Below are 18,581 nucleotides of genomic sequence, written 5' to 3'. Positions count from 1 at the left end.
GGCCCGAAGGTACCGCGCCCGGGGGCGGGGCCTTTGCCGGGGCACGGTTGGGGGTGGGGGCGTGCGGGGGCGTGCCTTACGTCCAGGGTGCACCGTCGCGAGCCGCGTCCCCGGATGTCGACCACCGCCTCCGCTGCGGGCCACCGCCCCCGTCGGGGGCCGCCGCCATTGCGGGCCGGGCAACCGTCCCCCTGGGGCGGTCCCCCACCCGCCCCCTCGTTGTGGGCCTTCGTTCCGCTGGGGCGTGGGGGGCAAGCCCGATTGGCGAGGCGCGGGGCACGCACAACGGCGGGCGCCGGGGCGCGTGGGGCCGGGCGGCCGTGGGGCCGGGTGCAGGGCCGCCCCCGTTCGGGGCGGTCCTGCCGGTGGGGCCGGGGCTTGGGTGTCCCGGGTTACGAGTGGCCCAGGTCGTCGGACGTCGCGTCCGGTTCCGTCGTCGAGCCGGAGTCCTTCGCCGGGCGGAGGGGGAACGCGTCCGCCCCCATCGAGTCGAGCACCGGCGGCGCCGGCCGCGGCGGCTTCGGCATGATCGCGGCCTCCGAGTGGCCCCCGCAGCCGTACGAGAGGGACACGACCCGCCCGTCCGCCGGGGCGAACTCGTTCGCGCAGATGCCGAACGTCTGCTTCAGGGAGCCCGCCAGCGGCACCAGGAACGCGCAGGACTCGCAGGTGGCCGGAGCCGCCTGTGCCATCGGGGTGCGTGCGCCGAAGGACTCCTCCCAGCGATCCGCGGCCAGGTGCAGCCCGTACCGGGAGAGGACCCTGGCCCGGCGCATGCCGAGCTCCTCGGCGACCGCGGCGATCGCGCCCCGCGAAGGGGTACGGGCGACGATCTCGGCGTCCTCGACGTCGAGGTGGTCCGCCAGCTCCTCCGACACCACGGAATTCGGCGGCGGCGCGTCCTCGCCCGAGTAGCCGGGCTCCAGGCGCAGGTCGTCCGCCTCGGTCGGCAGCAGGTCGCCGGGGCCCATGTCGCCGGGGCGGAGCCGCTCGCTCCACGGCACCCACTCGGGGGCGAGGAGCGCGTCGGAGCCGGGCAGCAGGACGGTTTCGTCAAGCGTGACGTTCTTGGCGCGGGAGGCGCGGGTGACGGTCACCGCCCAGCGCCAGCCGCGGTAGCCGGGTTCCTTGGACTCGAAGTAGTGGGTGACGACCCGGTCGCCCTCGGCGATCACTTCGACGTGGGCGCCGACGATTCCGGGGAAGGCCGCCTCCTCGGCGGCCTCCCGCGCAAGGTCTACGGCCTCGGCGCACAGGCGGTCGGGGATACGCGTGGCTCGCGGGGTACGCGGGGTACCGCTTCGCGTCGTCGCAGCACTCACAGGTCTCGCTTCTCTCCTACGCCGTCTCACGGGTGCGCCGGCCGAGGGGCGGGAGCGAAGCCACGGGCGGCGGGCGGAGCGGACCTGTGGGCCGCATCGACGTCCGCGCACCCGACCTGTCTCGCGTGTCTCGGGCACACCTATCGCCATCCATTCTGCGGGATGCCGAAGAGGCGCGCGGCCGAGAGCTTCCGCCGGTGACGCGCTACGCACGCTACCCCGTTCGCGGGCGTCAGCCCACCTGCCCGCCCCAAGTGGCCCGGATCGCGGACGCTCGGGGGGCGGTCGGAGCGCTGTCCCAGGGACGAACGGAAGGGTTCGAAAGCGGCCCACGCACCCCTCCGGCCCCCTGCGATGCGGCCGATGACATCGCCCGAAGTCACCCTCCCCCGCCGCGCCACGGTTCGTCCGGCGCGCCGGTGGGGCACTATGACGGAGTGGCAGCCGCACGGTCCCCCGCACGATCCGAAGATCATGCCGGACCGCTCCGCAGAGCGGGCCGGAAGGTCGGCCGCGCCCTGCACCTGCCGTTCACGGGGACCGCGAAGGGCATCCGCAAGGCCACCCACGCCCATGGCGCGGGCGAGTCGGGGCTCGGGAAGCTGATCGAGCTGCACGCGGTGAACGGCGCCGGTGACGTCATGATCACCGTCGCCCTCGCCTCCACCGTCTTCTTCTCGGTCCCCACCGACGAGGCCCGCGGCCGCGTGGCCCTCTACCTCGCGGTCACCATGGCCCCCTTCACCCTGCTCGCCCCGGTGATCGGTCCGCTCCTCGACCGCATCCCGCACGGACGGCGGGCGGCGATGGCCGGCGCGATGCTGACCCGGGCGGTCCTCGCGATCATGATGTCGGCGGCGGTCGCCACCGGCGGCATCGAGCTGTACCCGGCGGCGCTCGGGGTCCTGGTGGCCTCGAAGGCGTACGGGGTGGTGCGCAGCGCCGTCGTGCCCCGGCTCCTGCCACCGAACTTCTCCCTGGTGAAGGCGAACTCCCGGGTCACCCTGGCCGGGCTGCTCGCGACCGGCATCGCCGCGCCCATCGGCGCGGGGCTCCAGGTGCTCGGGCCCCGCTATCCGCTGTACGGCGCGTGCGCGCTGTTCCTGCTCGGGGCGTTCTGGGCGCTGCGGATGCCACCCAAGGTGGACTCGGCGAAGGGTGAGCGGCGGGCGCATCTGCTGACGCACGGCGAGCGGAAGCCGAGCCTGCGGACGGTGGGGCCGTCGGTCCTGCACGGCCTGGAGGCGAACGCGGCGCAGCGGATGCTGTCGGGTTTCCTGATCTTCTTCCTGGCGTTCCTGCTGCGCGACCATCCGTTGTCGGGGCAGAGCGCCGCCGTGTCGCTGGGGATCGTGGGTGTGGCGGCCGGGGTGGGCAACGCCTGCGGTACGGCGATGGGCTCGCTCCTGCGGGACCGGGGGCACGGGCCCGAGGTGATCATCGCCACGATGATCAGCGTGGTCTGCGCCACGGCGATCTGTACGGCGATCTTCTTCGGCGGGCTGATGGTGGCCGTCCTGGGCGCGGTCGCGGGCCTCACCCAGGCCCTGTCGAAGCTGTCCCTGGACGCGCTGATCCAGCGGGACGTGCCGGAGGTCGTACGGACCTCGGCGTTCGCGCGTTCCGAGACGGCGCTGCAGATGGCGTGGGTGGTGGGCGGCGGGATCGGCATCGCCCTGCCGCTGAACGGGACCCTGGGCATGGCCGTCGCGGCCGGAATCCTGGCCACGGGCGCGCTCCTCTCCGTACGGGGCCTGCTCACGGCGGCCCGGCGGCGACCGGGACCGAAGGGGCGGTCGAAGGCGCGGGTGGCGTAGGAATCCCGCTCACCTGCCGCCCCTCGTTCCGGTACCGGACAGCGGCACGCCGTACCCCCGCGTGGCGCGGACGCGGCGGCCCGATAGCCTTCGGCTCATGACCGTTGCGTTCTTCTCCGGCTCGCGCCGCCGGGCCGCCGTCGCCCTCGGGGCCGTCTCCGCCGGGCTCCTCGTTCTCTCCGCCTGCGACAAGCCGACTCCGATCGCGACCGTGACGGTCGGGACCGACTCGATCCACTCCGAGGCCGCCTGTTACAACGACGGCGAAGCCATCAAGGAGTCGCAGATCCAGCAGTGCCTCAACAAGAAGGCCGAGAAGTCCATCACCGTGGCGATGGACGACAAGATCCGCTTCGGGGTCGACCCCGAGATCGCGGACAACGGCTGGACCATCTTCCTCGGCGGCCAGCAGGCCGAGCCCGAGCCGTACAAGAAGACGTACCGGACCATTCCGGCCAGCGCCTTCTTCTCCAGCCAGACCGGCGAGGCCACCGACAAGACCCAGGTGACCATCGTCGAGAACACCGGCAAGAAGCTGACCGGCATCTGGCACTTCGAGCTGAAGAAGGAATCCTGATCCTCCGGTGGTCCACCGGATCCTGATCGTGACGGCCGTCGCGGCGGAGGCGGACTCCGTCTCCGCCGGCCTCGGCCTCGGCGCCCCCGAGCTGCTCCCGCTGCCGGGGGGCCTCGTCCTGCGCCGGCACACGGAATCGCCGGGTGCTCGCGTACTGATCGACGTCCTCGTCGGCGGGGTCGGCCCCGCCGCCGTCGCCGCCTCGACCGGGACCGCGCTGGCGTACGCGGCGCTCACCGGCACCGAGAACCCCTACGGTCTCGTCGTCTCCGCCGGGATCGCCGGCGGGTTCCAGCCCCTCGCGCCCCTCGGGTCCGTCGTCGTCTCGTCGGCCGTCGTCGCCGCCGACCTCGGCGCACAGACCCCCGACGGGTACCTCACCGTCGACGAGCTCGGTTTCGGGCGGTCCGCCCATCCCGTGCCGAAGGCCCTGACCGACCGGATCGCCGCCGCCCTGACCGCCGCCGGCCTGCCGCACACCGTCGCGCCCGTGCTCACCGTCTCCACCGTCACCGGCACCGCCGGCCGCGCCGCCGAGCTGGCCGGGCGCCATCCCGGAGCCGCCGCGGAGGCCATGGAGGGCTTCGGTGTCGCCGAGGCCGCCGCCGCGTACGGCGTGCCCGTGGTCGAGATCCGGGCCGTGTCGAACGCCGTCGGCCCCCGCGACCGCGCCGCCTGGCGCATCGGCGAGGCCCTGCACGCGCTCCGGCACACTTCCGAGCTGCTCAGCAAGACCGTCTTCATGGAGCTGGAGCCGTCGTGACCAAGCTGAAGATCGCCTACTCGCCCTGCCCGAACGACACCTTCGTCTTCGACGCCTGGGCCCACGGCCGCGTTCCGGACGCCCCGCGGCTCGACGTCACCTTCGCCGACATCGACATCACCAACGGCTGGGCCGAGAGCGGCACCGACGGCCACGACGTCCTCAAGGTGTCGTACGCCGTGCTGCCCTGGATCCTCGACGAGTACGCGCTGCTGCCCTGCGGCGGCGCCCTCGGCCGCGGCTGCGGGCCGCTCGTCCTCACCCGGGAGGAGGCGACCGGCGCCGACCTCGCCGGGAAGACGGTCGCGGTGCCGAGCGAGCGCTCCACCGCGTATCTGCTGTTCCGGCTCTGGGCGGCCGAGAAGGTGCCGGGCGGGGTCGGGAACGTCGTCGTGATGCCGTTCCACGAGATCATGCCCGCGGTGCGCGACGGCAAGGTCGACGCCGGGCTCGTCATCCACGAGGCCCGCTTCACGTACAGGAACTACGGGCTGCACTGCCTCGCCGACATGGGCGAGCACTGGGAGTCCACGACGGGTCTGCCGATCCCGCTCGGCGCGATCGTCGCCCGCCGCTCCCTCGGTGCGGAGACCCTGGGGCGGCTCGCCGCCTCGGCCCGTACGTCGGTGCGGATGGCCTGGGACGACCCGGCGGCCTCCCGCCCGTACGTCATGGAGCACGCGCAGGAGATGGACCCGAAGGTCGCCGACCAGCACATCGGGCTCTACGTCAACGAGTTCACGGCCGACCTCGGCGAGCACGGGTACGCGGCGGTCCGCGGGCTGCTCACCCGCGCCGCGGCCGAGGGACTCGTACCGCCCCTCGGCCCGGACGCGCTCGCTTTCCCGTAGCCGGCCGGAAGAGTCAGACGTCCAGCTGGTCCGCGACCGCGCGCAGCAGTCCCGCGATCTTGGCGCCCTGCGTCTTGTCGGGGTAGCGGCCGCGCTCCAGCATCGGCGTGATGTTCTCCAGGAGCGTCGTCAGGTCCTGCACGATGGACGCCAGTTCGTCGGGCTTACGGCGCTGCGCCGCGGCGACGGACGGTGTCGGGTCGAGGATCGTGACGGACAGCGCCTGGTCGCCGCGCTGGCCTGCGACGACTCCGAACTCGACCCGCTGCCCCGGCTTCAGTGCGTCGACTCCGGCAGGGAGCACCGACGAGTGGACGAAGACGTCGCCGCCGTCGTCGCGGGAGAGAAAGCCGAAGCCCTTCTCGCTGTTGAACCATTTGACCTTGCCGGTAGGCACGTCTGTCCTCGTCCTCGTCCTCGTCGGGGGATAGCAAACAGCGGGTCGACCGACCCGCCGGCACCAGGCTAATGGTCCGGAGGCCGGTGACAAGACGTCGCCGATGTGTTCCTTCGGCCTGGGAACTACCCTGGCCGGATGCGTAGTGAAACCCCTGCCGCACAGGCGAACGACAGCGCTCCGGGTGACGGCCTCGTCAAGGCCGGTGTCATCCTCTTCGCCATCGGCGCGGTGGCGACGCTGGTCACCGTGGCTCCGCTGTTCCTGGGAACGGACCCGTTCCCGACGGTCGCGTACACCGTCTCCATGCTCATGGGTGTCGGATTCGCCGTCGCCGCCGCCGGGGTGCTGCGCTCGATCGCGGCTCAGCGGCGGCAGGCGCGGGAGGGCGCGACCGCGCCGGTTCAGGCCGGGTAGCGCCGCCGTTCAGGCCAGGTACCCCTCCCACCAGGCGCGGAAGTCCGTCAGGTCGGTGAGGACGACGTGGGCGCCTGCCTCCGCCAGTTCCTCGGGGGCGCAGGGGCCGGTGGCGACGGCCACCGAGAGGGCGCCCGCGGTGGCGGCGCCGCGGACGTCGCCGATGTGGTCGCCGACGTACACCTGGGCGCCGTGGGCGCGCAGGGCCTCGGCCTTGCCCTCGGCCCACAGGCCGCCGACGAGCGCGTCCGGCTCGATGCCGAGGTGCGCGAGGTGCAGCTCGGCGTGCGGGCCGTTCTTCGCGGTGACGACGACGGTGCGGCCGCCCGCTTCGCGTACGGCCCGCATCGCGTCCCTCGCGCCCGGCATCGGCGGCGAGGGCTCGATCGCGTACGCCGGGTAGAGCGCACGGTAGCGGGCCACCATCTCGGTGACCTGGTCCGCGGGGACCCAGTGGGCCATCTCGTGCTCCAGGGGCGGGCCGAGGCGGTTGACCACGACGTCCGCGTCGACGGGGACGCCGGATTCGGCCGAGAACGCCTCCCAGGCGGCCTTGATGCCTGGGCGGGTGTCGACGAGCGTCAGGTCGAGGTCGAAGCCGACGGTGAGCGGGGGCGTCGGCTTCGTGGCCGGCGGGGGCGTGGCGGCGGAGGGCGTCATACCGCCATTCTCGGGGACCCTTCCGGGGGACCTACGGCCCGGGTGTTCGAATATGGCTGCTGCTTACACTGAGCCAAGCCTTACCGAACCCGCGCCGCCCGATCCCCGCACCACCCGATGGGTCCTGATGCCAGCCGCTTTCCGTTCCAGACGGGTCCTCGCGACCTCGGCGGCTCTCGTCGCCCTGCTCCTCGCCGTGCTCCTGAGCCTCGCCGTCGGCGCCCGGGCCATCGCCCCGTCCACGGTGTTCGACGCCCTGCTGCACGGCGGTACGAGCCCCGACGCCGAGGTCGTACGACAGCTCCGGGTGCCCAGGACCCTCATCGGACTGATGGTCGGCGCGGCGCTCGCGCTCGCCGGTACCGCCCTCCAGGGCATCACCCGCAACCCGATCGCCGACCCCGGCATCCTCGGCATCAGCCAGGGCTCCTCGGTCGGCGTCGTCCTCGCGATCGCCTTCTTCGGAGTGCACTCGCTGACCGGGTACGTGTGGTTCGCCTTCGTCGGGGCCGCGGTCGCCGCGGTCGCCGTCCACGCCATCGCGTCCAGCGGGCGCGGCGGGGCGACGCCGGTGAAGCTGGCGCTCGGCGGGGCCGCGATCAACGCGCTGCTGCTCTCCGTCACCACCGGCATCCTCACCACCAAGGCCTCCGCGCTCGACGAGTTCCGGTTCTGGCAGATCGGCTCCCTCGACGGGCGCGACGCCCAGATCGTCGGCCAGATCTGGCCCTTCCTGCTGCTCGGCGCGCTTCTCGTCGTCTCCGTCGCGCGGGGGCTCGACGCGCTCGCGCTCGGCGAGGACGTCGCCAAGGGGCTGGGGCAGCGGGTCGCGACGGTGCGGATCGTCGGCGGGATCGGCGCGACCGTCCTGACCGGCGCGGCCGTGGCCGCCGCCGGGCCCGTCGCCTTCGTCGGCCTCGCCGTCCCGCACATCGCGCGGGCCGTCGTCGGCTCCGACCACCGGTGGGTGCTGCCGATGGCCGCGGTCATCGGACCGGTGATGCTCCTCGTGGCGGACGTCGCCGGGCGGATCGTGTTCCCGCCGGGCGAGGTGCCGGCCGGGGTGATGACGGCGCTGATCGGGGTGCCGTTCCTGGTGACGCTCGTACGGCGGAAGGCGGTGGCGGCGTGAGCGCCCTCTCCCCCGTCCGGCCCGCGAAGGGCACGCTGCGGCCCGCGGGGTACGGGCTCGTGCGCGCCGGCGGCGCCTCGTTCCTGGTTCACCGGCGGTCCGCGTTCGTCACCGTGGGCCTGCTGCTGCTCCTGGCCGTTTCCTCCGTCGCGTACCTCTGCGTCGGCGAGCGGTTCGTCGACCCCTCCGAGGTCGTACGCGTCCTCCTCGGGCAGCCGTCGCCGTCGACGTTCGTCGTGGCGGAGCTGCGGGAGCCGCGGCTTGTCGTCGCCCTCGCCGTCGGCGCCGCGTTCGGGGTCGCGGGCGCGCTGATCCAGACCGTGGCCCGCAACCCGCTGGCCAGCCCCGACATCATCGGCATCAGCCAGGGAGCGGGGGCGGTCACCGTCGCCGCGATGACCTTCGGGCTCACCTCGTACACCGTGCTGCCGTACCTCTCGATCGCCGGCGGTGTCGTCGCCGCGGCGCTCGTGTACGTGTTCGCGTGGCGCGGAGGGCTGCACGCGACGCGGTTCGTCCTCATCGGCATCGGGTTCGCGATCGCGCTGCGGTCGCTCACCACGCTCTTCATGACCAAGGGCGACTTCCTCGTCGCCCAGCAGGCCCAGATCTGGATGACCGGCTCGCTCAACGGGCGCGGCTGGGACGAGTCCGCGCCGATCCGCTGGACGCTGCTGCTCATGCTGCCCGCCGTGCTGTGGGCAGCGCGGGCTCAGCGGACCGTCTCCCTCGACGACGACACGGCGACGGCGCTCGGCGTACGGCTGGGGCGGGTCCGGCTCGGGCTCGTGGCGGTAGGGGTCGTGCTCGCGTCCGTCGCGACGGGCGTCGCGGGCCCGGTCGACTTCGTGGCGCTGCTCGCGCCGCAGATCGCCCGCCGGATGACCCGTACCGCGCAGATCCCGCTGCTCGCCTCGGCGCTGACCGGCGCCGCGGTCGTCGTCCTCGCCGACCTGCTCGGCCGGCGGCTCCTGTCGCCCGTCGAACTTCCGGTGGGCGTCCTCACGGCGGCCGTCGGCGCCCCGTACCTGATCTGGCTCATCGTCCGGAGCCGTACCGCAGCATCCGCAGGAGGCAAGGCGTGAGCAGGCTGACCGCGCGCGAGCTGACGCTCGCCTACGAGGACCGCACCGTCGTCCACGAGCTGGACCTGGCGATCCCCGACGGCAAGGTGACCGTGATCGTCGGCCCCAACGCCTGCGGCAAGTCGACCACCCTCCGGGCGCTCGGCCGGCTCCTCAGGCCGGCGGGCGGCGCGGTCCTCCTCGACGGGGAGGAGCTGGCGAAGCTCCCGACGAAGCGGATCGCCCGCTCGATCGGGCTGCTTCCGCAGACGCCGGTCGCTCCGGAGGCGATCACCGTCGCCGACCTGGTCTCGCGCGGCCGCCAGCCGCACCAGGCCTGGTGGAAGCAGTGGTCGGAGGAGGACGAGCGGGCGGTCGTCGAGGCGATGGACCGCACGGACGTGACCGCGCTCGCCGACCGCTCCGTGGACGAGCTGTCGGGCGGGCAGCGGCAGCGGGTGTGGATCGCGATGGCCCTCGCCCAGGAGACGGACCTGCTGCTGCTCGACGAGCCCACCACCTACCTGGACATCTCCCACCAGGTGGAGGTCCTCGACCTGGTCCGCCGCCTCAACCGGCTGCGCGGCCGCACGGTCGTCCTCGTCCTCCACGACCTGAACCAGGCGGCCCGGTACGCCGACCACCTGATCGCCATGAAGGCGGGACGGGTGGTGGCGGAGGGGCCGCCGGGGGAGATCGTGACGGAGGAGCTCGTACGGGACGTCTTCGGGCTGGCGTCGGTCGTGGTGCCGGACCCGGTGACGGGGTCGCCGCTGGTGGTGCCGGGGGCGCCGTGGCATGCGGATCTGGAGGACGCCGCCGAGGTTCCCGCGGGCTGATCCCGGCCCACCCGGTCAGTGCCTCCGGGCCCTCCACAGCAGGAACAGGGCCGACGCGACGGCCGCGCCCCGGAGGACCCAGGGCCAGGTCTCCGAGATCGCCGCGCCCATCGCCTCGCCGCCCGCGGCCACCGGCTCGCCCCAGCGGCCCTCCACACGGCCCCACAGCCAGGCGATGCCGGACGCGGCGGCGAGGCCCGGGATCACCAGGACGGCGCCCTTGACCTCGCCGGGAGTCAGCCGGCGGGAGGCGTACGCGATGAGCCATCCCGCGGCCAGGGCGACGAGCGAGCCGAAGAGCGCGCCGCCGAGCAGGAGGAGCGCGGCGAGCAGGACGAAGGGCCCGGCGACGCGGAGACGGGAGACCGGGGCCGCCACGGGCTCCGTGTCCTCGTCGGCGTCCGGCTCGGCCTCGGGGGCCGTCCGCTCGCGGCGGAGGAGGACACGGGCGAGGCGGCGGCGCTTCCCGGGGGGCGCGTCCGGTGCGTCGTCGGCGCCTTCCCGGTGCGCGTCCTCGTGCGCGTCCTCGTCGTGTTCCGGGACGGGTTCCCTGAAGAGGTCCGGTCGTTCGACGCCGCCCACGAAGCCGGGGAGGCCGTCGGCGGCGTCGACCTGCCACCAGTCCGTGTCGGCACCGGCGTCGGCACCGGCTCCCGCGAGGGCCATGTCGGTGGTCTCTGCGGCCCCGGCGTCCGGGGCCGGCGGCGCCTTCGGCGCCGGAGCCGGAGTCGCTCCCTCCCGGAGCCGGCGGCTGCCCGGCACCCACCCGAGGCGCTTCCCCTCCCGTTGTCCCGTCCGCTGCCCGGCGCGGGGCTTCGGCACGGGCTTCTTCGCCGCGGTCGGTGCCGGCGTCGACGGTGGCGCCGCGCCCGGGCCCTCCGCCCGGTCCACGACCTCGTCCGGTGTTCCCAGCGCGCCGAGGATGCCCCGTATCGCCGCCGGGCTCTCCTCGCCGTGCGTGGCGCGGCGGCGGTCGATCTCGTTGCGGAGGGTGGACACCAGCCGCATCCGGTCGCTCGCCGGCAGCTGCCGCTGCTGAGCCAGATCGCCGACCCGGCTCAGATAGTCGTAGACCAACTGGTCGCTCTCGATCCCCACGGTGCCCCTCCACGGCCGGTTCGCCCGGTACGGCCCGACGTTAGCGCCTGCGCAGCGGCTAACGTGGTCCGGATGGGGATCGGTGAGCTCGACCGGGAGGCGCACGTGCCCGAGGTAACTGGCGCCGCCACGGCGCCCCGCACACTCGCTGAGGCGCTGCGCGCGCGGGGCGACGAGGGGCTCGCCGCGCTGTTGCGGGCCCGGCCCGATCTGTTGAGTCCGGTGCCGAACGATCTGACGCAGCTGGCGACCCGCGCCGGGACGCGGGGTTCGGTGGTGCGGGCCCTTGAGCGGCTCGACCGGTTCGCCCTCCAGACGGCCGAAGCGCTCGCGGTGGCGCAGGACCCGGCGCCGTACCCCGTGCTCCTGGGGCTGCTCACCGGAGACGAGGGTGACGCGGAGATCGAGGCGGCGCTGCCGGCCGCGGTGGAGCTGCTGCGCGAGCAGGCGCTGGTGTGGGGCGAGGACGACCGGCTGCGGCTGGTGCGGACGGCACGGGAGCTGCTCGCGCCGTCGGCGCAGCATCCGTCGCCGACGGGGCTCGGGCCGACGGTGGCCGAGGCGACGTCGGGGATGTCGCCGGGCCGGGTGCAGGAGATCATCGCGGCGGCGGGGCTGCCGACCACGCATGATCCGGTGTCGGCGGTGGCGGCGCTGACGGCGCTGTTCACGGACCGGGACCGGATGGGCTCGCTGCTCGACACGGCGTCGCCGGACGCGTTGTCCGTGCTCGACCGGCTGGTGTGGGGTCCGCCGTACGGCGAGGTGACGGCGAAGCCGGCGGCACCGGTGCAGTGGCTGCGCGACCATGGCCTGCTGCTTCCGGTGTCGCCGCGGACGATGGTGCTGCCGCGCGAGGTGGCGCTGCATCTGCGGGGTGGGCGGGCGCACCGGGCGCCGGAGCCGGTGGCGCCGGTGCCTGGGGTGTTGCGGGAGTACCGCCCCCAGGTGGTGGACAGTGCGGCGGCCGGGCAGGCGCAGCTGGCGCTCGCGACCGTCGAGGAGCTGCTGAAGTCCTGGGACCGGGGCGGGCCGCAGGTGCTGAGGGCGGGCGGGATGTCCGTACGGGATCTCAAGCGGACGGCGTCGGCGCTCGACGTCTCCGAGGAGACGGCGGCGTTCTGGCTGGAGCTCTGTTACGGGGCGGGGCTGCTCGCCTCGGACGGTGAGGCGGACGAGCGGTACGCGCCGACGCCTGCGTACGACGACTGGCTCGATCTCCCGCCGGCGGAACGCTGGGCCCTGCTCGTCACGCCCTGGCTGACGGCGACCCGTACGCCGGGTCTGGTCGGCGGTCAGGACGCGAAGGGCCGGACGCTGTCGGTGCTCGGCCCTGATCTGGACCGGTCGCCCGCGCCGGAGGTGCGGCACCGGGTGCTCGGGCTGCTCGCGACGCTGCCGCCGGGTTCGTCGGCGGAGCCGGAGTCGCTGTTCGCCCGGCTGCGGTGGGAGCGGCCGCTGCGGGGTGCGTCCGCCGCGGAGGAGGGCGGCGACCTGAGGTCGCGGCTGGCCCGCTGGGCGCTGGCGGAGGCGGAACTCCTGGGGCTCACGGGGCGGGGTGCCCTGTCGGGGCCGGCCCGCGCGCTGCTGAACCTTCCGCTGGCGGAGGCGGCGTCCGCCGGGGCGCTGGGCGGGGGCGTGGAACCGTCGGTGGCGGCGGGGCGGGCGGCGACGCTCCTGGCCCCGCTCCTGCCGGAGGCCGTCGACCACGTACTTCTCCAGGCGGACCTGACGGCGGTGGCACCGGGGCCGCTGCGGCGGCCGCTCGCGGACGCGCTCGCGGTGCTCGCGGACGTGGAATCGAAGGGTGGCGCGACGGTCTACCGGTTCACGCCCGGGTCCGTACGGCGCGCGCTCGACTCCGGGCAGACCGCCACCGACCTGCACGCGTTCCTCAAGGCGCACGCGCGGACGCCGGTTCCGCAGCCGCTCGCGTACCTGATCGACGACGTGGCGAGACGCCACGGCCATCTGCGGGTGGGGGCTGCGTCGGCGTACGTGCGCTGCGATGACGACACGGTGCTCGACGAGATCCTGGCGGACCGCCGCTCGTCGTCCCTCGGCCTGCGGCGGCTCGCGCCGACGGTGCTCGCGGCGCAGACGGACCCGTCGGGGCTGCTCGACGGGCTGCGGTCGATGGGGTACGCGCCGGCGGCCGAGTCGACGACGGGCGACGTCCTGATCACGCGGGCGGACGCGTACCGCACGGGCGCGCGTACGGCCCCGGTGCCGGTACCGGACGGCCCGCCGGCCCCCGACACGACGCTGCTCGGCGCGGCGGTCAGGGCCATCCGCGCGGGCGACCGGGCGGCGACCGCGGTCCGCAAGGAACCGGCGGCTGCCCCGACGGCGGCGGGCGCCCTGCCGCGCACGTCGGCGGCGGAGACCCTGGCGACGGTCCAGGCGGCGGCGATGACGGGCTCGGCGGTCTGGATCGGCTACGTGAACGCGGAGGGCGGCGCGAGCCAGCGGGTGATCGCCCCGGTGCGGGTGGAGGGCGGCTTCGTGACGGCCTACGACCACACCGCGGACGAGGTCCGCACCTACCCGCTGCACCGGATCACGGGCGTGGCGGAACTGGCGGACGACCAGGTGTAGCCGACTGCAGCATTCCCCCCGGTCAGGCACACTGGAGGATTGGCCGTTACGGGAACGGCACGGTGTCGGAAGGACCTGATCACGTGAATGGACCTCTTATCGTCCAGAGTGACAAGACGCTGCTCCTGGAGGTCGACCACGAGCTCGCCGACGCCTGTCGGCGAGCCATCGCGCCGTTCGCCGAGCTGGAGCGGGCGCCCGAGCACATTCACACGTACCGGCTGACGCCCCTCGGACTGTGGAACGCGCGGGCCGCCGGCCACGACGCCGAGCAGGTCGTCGACGCGCTCGTCGAGTACTCGCGCTATCCCGTGCCGCACGCGCTGCTCGTCGACATCGCCGAGACCATGGCCCGCTACGGGCGCCTCACGCTGTCCAAGCACCCGACGCACGGGCTCGTGCTGACCAGCACCGACCGGCCCGTGCTGGAGGAGATCCTGCGGTCGCGGAAGGTGCAGCCGCTCGTCGGGGAGCGGATCGACCCCGACACCGTCGTCGTGCACCCCTCCGAGCGCGGGCAGATCAAGCAGACGCTGCTGAAGCTGGGGTGGCCCGCCGAGGACCTCGCCGGGTACGTCGACGGCGAGGCCCACCGGATCGATCTCGCCGAGGACGGATGGGCCCTTCGGCCGTATCAGAAGCAGGCCGTCGAGGGCTTCTGGCACGGTGGGTCCGGCGTCGTCGTCCTGCCCTGCGGCGCCGGAAAGACGCTGGTCGGGGCCGGTGCCATGGCGCAGGCCAAGGCGACCACGCTGATTCTCGTCACCAACACCGTCTCCGCCCGTCAGTGGAAGCACGAGCTGGTCAAGCGGACCTCGCTCACCGAGGACGAGATCGGCGAGTACAGCGGTACGAAGAAGGAGATCCGGCCGGTCACCATCGCCACGTACCAGGTGCTCACCACCAAGCGGAAGGGGATCTACCCCCACCTGGAGCTGTTCGACTCCCGCGACTGGGGGCTCATCGTCTACGACGAGGTGCACCTGCTGCCCGCGCCCGTGTTCAAGTTCACCGCCGATCTGCAGGCCCGGCGCCGTCTCGGGCTCACCGCCACCCTCGTGCGTGAGGACGGCCGCGAGTCCGACGTCTTCTCGCTCATCGGGCCCAAGCGGTTCGACGCGCCCTGGAAGGAGATCGAGGCGCAGGGCTACATCGCGCCCGCCGACTGCGTCGAGGTCCGTGTGAACCTGACCGACTCCGAGCGGCTCGCCTACGCCACCGCCGAGGCCGAGGAGAAGTACCGCTTCTGCGCCACCACCGCGACGAAGCGGAAGGTGACCGAGGCCCTGGTGAAGAAGTTCGAGGGGCAGCAGATCCTCGTCATCGGCCAGTACATCGACCAGCTCGACGAGCTCGGCGAGCACCTGGACGCGCCCGTCATCAAGGGCGAGACCCCGAACGCCCAGCGCGAGAAGCTCTTCGACGCCTTCCGGACCGGCGAGATCAGCGTGCTCGTCGTGTCGAAGGTCGCGAACTTCTCCATCGACCTGCCCGAGGCGACCGTCGCCATCCAGGTGTCCGGCACCTTCGGCTCCCGTCAGGAGGAGGCGCAGCGCCTCGGCCGGGTGCTCCGGCCGAAGTCCGACGGCCACCAGGCGCACTTCTACTCGGTGGTCGCCCGCGACACCATCGACCAGGACTTCGCCGCCCACCGGCAGCGGTTCCTGGCCGAGCAGGGGTACGCGTACCGGATCGTCGACGCGGACGAGCTGCTCGCGCCGTAGGGGTCCTCTAGCCCATCAGCACCAGCAGCGGGGCGGTGGTCGCCAGGGCGTATTCGGCGATCACCGCACCCCTGCGGGGGGCGATCAGGGTGACCACCCCCATGAGGGCTCCGAGGCCCAGGGTCCAGAAGGCCGCGGTGACGAACCCCCCGGCGACGTCGTCCCCTCCGAAGGCACTTACGAGCACCACCACGACGGTGGCCACGAAGCACGCCGCCAGGAAGAGGAAACCGCAACCGGCGATGACCCGCAGGGAGCGGGAACTCGGGGCGTTGCGGTCGGGGAGGGCCGTGGGCGTCGTCGTCATGGGTCGATCACATCAAGGCCGGTCCCACGGCGGCAGACGCTCTCGTACTCAGTCGGGGCCGGGCGCGTACTCAGGGCGGGGGTGCCTGACGCCGGCCTCCGGCGGACCGTAGTCGCCGAGGAGGGCGACGCCGGCCGCGGCGCCGCCGAAGGCGCGTATCGCGCGCAGGGCGGTGTTCAGCGGGTGGACGCGGGGGCGGGTCACGGTGGTCACGAGGGTGAAGGTCGTCGCGGTCATGCATCCATCATGGAATCCGGACATTCCGAACACATCGCTCTCGGGGGTGAACCGGGGGCGCGCCCGGGTCCGACGTGAGACGGACCCCGTCCCCTACGGGGTGGACACCGGGGGAATCCGCTCGCCCCCGCGTCCGCTCAGGAGTTACACTCGCCAGCTTCCCCGCCTCCCTCCGTGGAGAGCCGCCGCCCGGTCGGTAACCGGCGGCCACCTCGACGTGTCCGTGTACTTCTCCCCGGAGGCTCCGCCGTGCCCGTGTCCGACGACCCCCTCGCGCGCGAGCGCGCCCATCTGACCTCCTCCCGCGCCGCCCTGCGCGCGATGCGCGAGGACGTGGAGGCGCTCGACATCAAGGACGTCACCGCGAACTGGGTCAACGCGGTGGTGCTGGGCCGGCAGATCGAGGACCGGATCAAGGCGCTCGCCGACCTGTCCCACACCCCGCTGTTCTTCGGGCGGCTCGACTACCTGCACACCACGCAGGAGGGGCAGCGCTTCTACATCGGGCGGCGGCACGTGCACGACGCCGACGGCGACCCGATGGTGATCGACTGGCGTGCGCCGGTCTCGCAGCCGTACTACCAGGCGTCGAGGAAGGACCCGCAGGACGTCGGGCTGCGCCGGCGCTTCGGCTACACGGGCGGCGAGCTCACCGCGTACGAGGACGAGCACCTCTCCGACCCCGAGGAGCTCGAACGGACCAGCCGGCTCCTCCAGGCCGAGATCGAGCGGCCCCGCGTCGGCCCCATGCGGGACATCGTCGCCACGATCCAGCCCGAGCAGGACGGAATCGTCCGGTCCGACCTCTCCGGGACCGTGTGCGTGCAGGGAGGGCCCGGGACCGGCAAGACCGCCGTCGGTCTGCACCGTGTCGCCTATCTGCTGTACGCGCACCGGGAGCGGCTGGCCCGGACCGGGACGCTGGTCATCGGGCCCAACCGGTCCTTCCTGCACTACATCGAACAAGTCCTACCCGCGCTCGGCGAGCTGGAGGTCAAGCAGGCCACCGTCGACGATCTCGTCGGCGGGCAGGTCGAGGTGCGGGGCACGGACGAGGCCGCCACCGCCGTCGTCAAGGGCGATGCCCGGATGGCGGAGCTGCTGCGGCGGGCGGTGCGTTCGCACGTGACGCTGCCCACGGAGTCCCTCATGGTGGTGCGCGGATCGCGCCGCTGGCGGGTGCCCGCGTACGAACTGGAGGAGATCGTCCAGGAGTTGCTGGACCGCGACATCCGGTACGGGGCCGCCCGCGAGGCGCTGCCGCAGCGCATCGCGCACTCGGTCCTCGTGCGGATGGAGGAGGCCGGGGAGGCGCCCGACGACCGGGTGCAGAACGCCGTCGCGCGCAACACGGCCGTGAAGGCCGTCGTGAAGGAGTGCTGGCCGCTGGTGGAGCCCGCGAAGCTGGTGCTCCGGCTGCTCGGCGACGCGGAGTTCCTGGCGGAGCACGCCGAAGGGCTGTTCACCGAGGACGAGCAGAAGCTGTTGCTCTGGGCGAAGCCCGCCCGGAGCGCGAAGACGGCGAAGTGGTCGGCGGCGGACGCGGTCCTCGTCGACGAGGCGCGGGACCTGGTGGAGCGGACGCACTCGCTCGGCCACGTCGTCCTCGACGAGGCGCAGGACCTGTCCCCGATGCAGTACCGGGCGGTGGGCCGGCGCTGCACGACCGGCTCGGCGACCGTCCTCGGCGACCTCGCGCAGGGTACGACGCCGTGGGCGACGGCGAGCTGGGCCGAGGCGCTCGGACACCTGGGCAAGCCGGAGGCGGTGGTGGAGGAGCTGACCGCCGGCTTCCGTGTGCCGCGCGAGGTCATCGCGTACGCCTCGCGGCTCCTTCCGCACATGTCACCGGGGCTCGCGGCCGTGGAGTCGGTGCGGGAGAACCCGGGCTCCCTGGACGTACGGCACACGGACACGCTCGACCAGGACGTCGTCGCGGCCTGTGTCGAGGCGCTGGCCCACGACGGCTCCATCGGGCTGATCGCCGCCGACGCGCGGATCGCCCCGCTCGCGGAGGCGCTGACGGCCGCAGGCCTCGCGTATCTCGCCCCCGGCGAGGAGACCACGGCCGAGTCCCGGCTGACGCTGGTCCCGGCCTCGCTCGCGAAGGGCCTGGAGTACGACTACGTGGTCCTGGACGAGCCCGCGGCCGTCGTCGACGGCGAGCCGGACGAGCGGACCGGTCTGCGCCGGCTGTACGTGGCGCTGACCCGTGCCGTGTCCGGCCTGACCGTCCTTCACTCCGCCCCGATCCCTTCGCAGTTGGCGCAGGCGTGAGTCGACCCGGTGCGCCGCATCACGTCGAGGTGTGGGTGGGGGATCTCGCGGTGGCCGAAGCCAGTTTCGGCTGGCTCCTCGGCGCCCTCGGGTACGAGCCCTTCCAGCGCTGGGAGGGCGGTCGCAGCTGGGCGCTCGGCTCCTTCCACCTCGTCGTCGAGGAGTCCCCGGCCCGCACGTCGGACCGGCACGACCGGCTCAGGCCCGGCCTGAACCACCTCGCGTTCCACGCCGGCGACCGGGCCGCCGTCGACGCGCTCGTCGGCGCCGCGCCGTCGCACGGCTGGCGGCTGCTGTTCGCCGACCGCCATCCGTACGCGGGCGGCGAAGGCGTCTACGCGGCCTATCTGGAGAACGTCGACGGGTTCGAGGTGGAGCTCGTCGCCGGGCCGGAGAGCGACGCGAACGCATCGGCCGGCGACCGATGAGTTACTTCGGGCGCGCCGGTCTATAGGTTCGTATCCGCTGCTGAGCGCCAGGGCTGAGCAGTCGTCACGAATC

18 protein-coding genes are annotated in these 18,581 nt (G+C 73.5%); 12 read left to right on the top strand and 6 right to left on the bottom strand.

Translation table 11 applies throughout. The annotated features are described in order from the left end of the window. Positions 1–392: 392 nt before the first annotated feature. Positions 393–1,322, bottom strand: a complete 930-nt coding sequence (locus tag IF00_RS0126385) for a DUF3027 domain-containing protein (RefSeq protein WP_078944856.1) — start codon at positions 1,320–1,322, stop codon at positions 393–395. A 437-nt stretch (positions 1,323–1,759) separates the two neighbouring features. Here IF00_RS0126385 and IF00_RS0126380 point away from each other — a divergent pair, with 437 nt between their 5' ends. The 4 genes from IF00_RS0126380 (at position 1,760) to IF00_RS0126365 (ending at position 5,330) form a co-directional block, all read left to right on the top strand. Continuing rightward, positions 1,760–3,139 (top strand): MFS transporter, encoded by a 1,380-nt coding sequence (locus IF00_RS0126380; RefSeq protein ID WP_030322128.1) that lies wholly within the window; start codon positions 1,760–1,762, stop codon positions 3,137–3,139. Between the two features lie 97 nt (positions 3,140–3,236). Then, on the top strand, positions 3,237–3,716 hold the full coding sequence (locus IF00_RS0126375; protein ID WP_030322126.1) for a hypothetical protein: 480 nt from the start codon (positions 3,237–3,239) through the stop codon (positions 3,714–3,716). Between the two features lie 7 nt (positions 3,717–3,723). Next, positions 3,724–4,479 carry a futalosine hydrolase gene (locus IF00_RS0126370; protein WP_030322125.1) on the top strand — a complete coding sequence of 252 codons (756 nt, stop codon included), beginning with the start codon at positions 3,724–3,726 and terminating at the stop codon, positions 4,477–4,479. Further along, positions 4,476–5,330, top strand: coding sequence for a 1,4-dihydroxy-6-naphtoate synthase (locus IF00_RS0126365; RefSeq protein ID WP_030322123.1), 855 nt, complete (start codon positions 4,476–4,478; stop codon positions 5,328–5,330). The genes IF00_RS0126370 and IF00_RS0126365 overlap by 4 nt, the downstream gene beginning before the upstream one ends. Positions 5,331–5,343: 13 nt before the next feature. On the opposite strand, the gene IF00_RS47690 is transcribed toward IF00_RS0126365, so the two are convergent. Beyond that, a complete protein-coding gene (locus IF00_RS47690; protein ID WP_030322122.1) occupies positions 5,344–5,727 on the bottom strand; it encodes a cold-shock protein in 384 nt (127 codons plus the stop codon). A gap of 138 nt (positions 5,728–5,865) precedes the next feature. On the opposite strand from IF00_RS47690, the gene IF00_RS0126355 reads away from it, so the two are divergent. Continuing rightward, entirely contained in the window at positions 5,866–6,144 is a 279-nt protein-coding gene (locus IF00_RS0126355) for a hypothetical protein (RefSeq protein WP_030322120.1), read from the top strand. A gap of 9 nt (positions 6,145–6,153) precedes the next feature. Here the strand turns inward: IF00_RS0126355 and IF00_RS0126350 are convergent, their stop codons facing one another. Then, entirely contained in the window at positions 6,154–6,804 is a 651-nt protein-coding gene (locus IF00_RS0126350) for an HAD family hydrolase (RefSeq protein WP_030322118.1), read from the bottom strand. A 127-nt stretch (positions 6,805–6,931) separates the two neighbouring features. Here IF00_RS0126350 and IF00_RS0126345 point away from each other — a divergent pair, with 127 nt between their 5' ends. Genes IF00_RS0126345 through IF00_RS0126335 form a run of 3 tightly spaced genes read left to right on the top strand, consistent with a single transcriptional unit; the run spans position 6,932 to position 9,839 of the window. Continuing rightward, positions 6,932–7,936, top strand: coding sequence for a FecCD family ABC transporter permease (locus tag IF00_RS0126345; protein WP_030322116.1), 1,005 nt, complete (start codon positions 6,932–6,934; stop codon positions 7,934–7,936). Further along, on the top strand, positions 7,933–9,021 hold the full coding sequence (locus IF00_RS0126340; protein WP_030322114.1) for a FecCD family ABC transporter permease: 1,089 nt from the start codon (positions 7,933–7,935) through the stop codon (positions 9,019–9,021). Before IF00_RS0126345 ends, IF00_RS0126340 begins: the two co-directional genes overlap by 4 nt. After that, entirely contained in the window at positions 9,018–9,839 is an 822-nt protein-coding gene (locus IF00_RS0126335; RefSeq protein WP_030322113.1) for an ABC transporter ATP-binding protein, read from the top strand. Before IF00_RS0126340 ends, IF00_RS0126335 begins: the two co-directional genes overlap by 4 nt. A 15-nt stretch (positions 9,840–9,854) precedes the next feature. On the opposite strand, the gene IF00_RS0126330 is transcribed toward IF00_RS0126335, so the two are convergent. Then, entirely contained in the window at positions 9,855–10,937 is a 1,083-nt protein-coding gene (locus tag IF00_RS0126330) for a hypothetical protein (RefSeq protein WP_030322111.1), read from the bottom strand. 72 nt (positions 10,938–11,009) lie between these two features. Here IF00_RS0126330 and IF00_RS0126325 point away from each other — a divergent pair, with 72 nt between their 5' ends. Beyond that, positions 11,010–13,535, top strand: a complete 2,526-nt coding sequence (locus IF00_RS0126325; RefSeq protein ID WP_051820627.1) for a helicase C-terminal domain-containing protein — start codon at positions 11,010–11,012, stop codon at positions 13,533–13,535. Positions 13,536–13,618: 83 nt separating this feature from the next. Continuing rightward, positions 13,619–15,259, top strand: a complete 1,641-nt coding sequence (locus tag IF00_RS0126320) for a DNA repair helicase XPB (protein ID WP_030322109.1) — start codon at positions 13,619–13,621, stop codon at positions 15,257–15,259. 7 nt (positions 15,260–15,266) lie between these two features. Here the strand turns inward: IF00_RS0126320 and IF00_RS0126315 are convergent, their stop codons facing one another. Together IF00_RS0126315 and IF00_RS0126310 are read right to left on the bottom strand one after the other, a co-directional pair. Then, positions 15,267–15,566 (bottom strand): hypothetical protein, encoded by a 300-nt coding sequence (locus tag IF00_RS0126315; RefSeq protein ID WP_030322107.1) that lies wholly within the window; start codon positions 15,564–15,566, stop codon positions 15,267–15,269. A 48-nt stretch (positions 15,567–15,614) separates the two neighbouring features. Then, positions 15,615–15,803, bottom strand: a complete 189-nt coding sequence (locus IF00_RS0126310; RefSeq protein ID WP_030322105.1) for a hypothetical protein — start codon at positions 15,801–15,803, stop codon at positions 15,615–15,617. A gap of 249 nt (positions 15,804–16,052) precedes the next feature. Between IF00_RS0126310 and IF00_RS0126305 the strand changes: the two genes are divergently transcribed. Continuing rightward, positions 16,053–18,080, top strand: a complete 2,028-nt coding sequence (locus tag IF00_RS0126305; RefSeq protein ID WP_030322103.1) for a HelD family protein — start codon at positions 16,053–16,055, stop codon at positions 18,078–18,080. Continuing rightward, positions 18,077–18,508: a VOC family protein gene (locus tag IF00_RS0126300; protein WP_030322102.1), complete on the top strand. Its 432-nt coding sequence runs from the start codon at positions 18,077–18,079 to the stop codon at positions 18,506–18,508. Before IF00_RS0126305 ends, IF00_RS0126300 begins: the two co-directional genes overlap by 4 nt. The last annotated feature ends 73 nt before the right edge of the window (positions 18,509–18,581 follow it).

Source organism: Streptomyces flavochromogenes (genome assembly GCF_000717595.1).
In the GTDB taxonomy this organism is placed as follows: Bacteria; Actinomycetota; Actinomycetes; order Streptomycetales; family Streptomycetaceae; genus Streptomyces; species Streptomyces flavochromogenes.
Note: the sequence above shows the minus strand (reverse complement) of the source record. Positions and strands in the feature narration are given on the sequence as shown.

Bases quoted from the DNA above. Each gene is read 5' to 3' on its own strand.
- IF00_RS0126375 (WP_030322126.1), top strand. From the start codon at position 3,237: ATGACCGTTGCGTTCTTCTCCGGCTCGCGCCGCCGGGCCGCCGTCGCC.
- IF00_RS0126355 (WP_030322120.1), top strand. From the start codon at position 5,866: ATGCGTAGTGAAACCCCTGCCGCACAGGCGAACGACAGCGCTCCGGGT.
- IF00_RS0126350 (WP_030322118.1), bottom strand. From the start codon at position 6,804: ATGACGCCCTCCGCCGCCACGCCCCCGCCGGCCACGAAGCCGACGCCC.
- IF00_RS0126345 (WP_030322116.1), top strand. From the start codon at position 6,932: ATGCCAGCCGCTTTCCGTTCCAGACGGGTCCTCGCGACCTCGGCGGCT.
- IF00_RS0126325 (WP_051820627.1), top strand. From the start codon at position 11,010: ATGGGGATCGGTGAGCTCGACCGGGAGGCGCACGTGCCCGAGGTAACT.
- IF00_RS0126315 (WP_030322107.1), bottom strand. From the start codon at position 15,566: ATGACGACGACGCCCACGGCCCTCCCCGACCGCAACGCCCCGAGTTCC.
- IF00_RS0126310 (WP_030322105.1), bottom strand. From the start codon at position 15,803: ATGACCGCGACGACCTTCACCCTCGTGACCACCGTGACCCGCCCCCGC.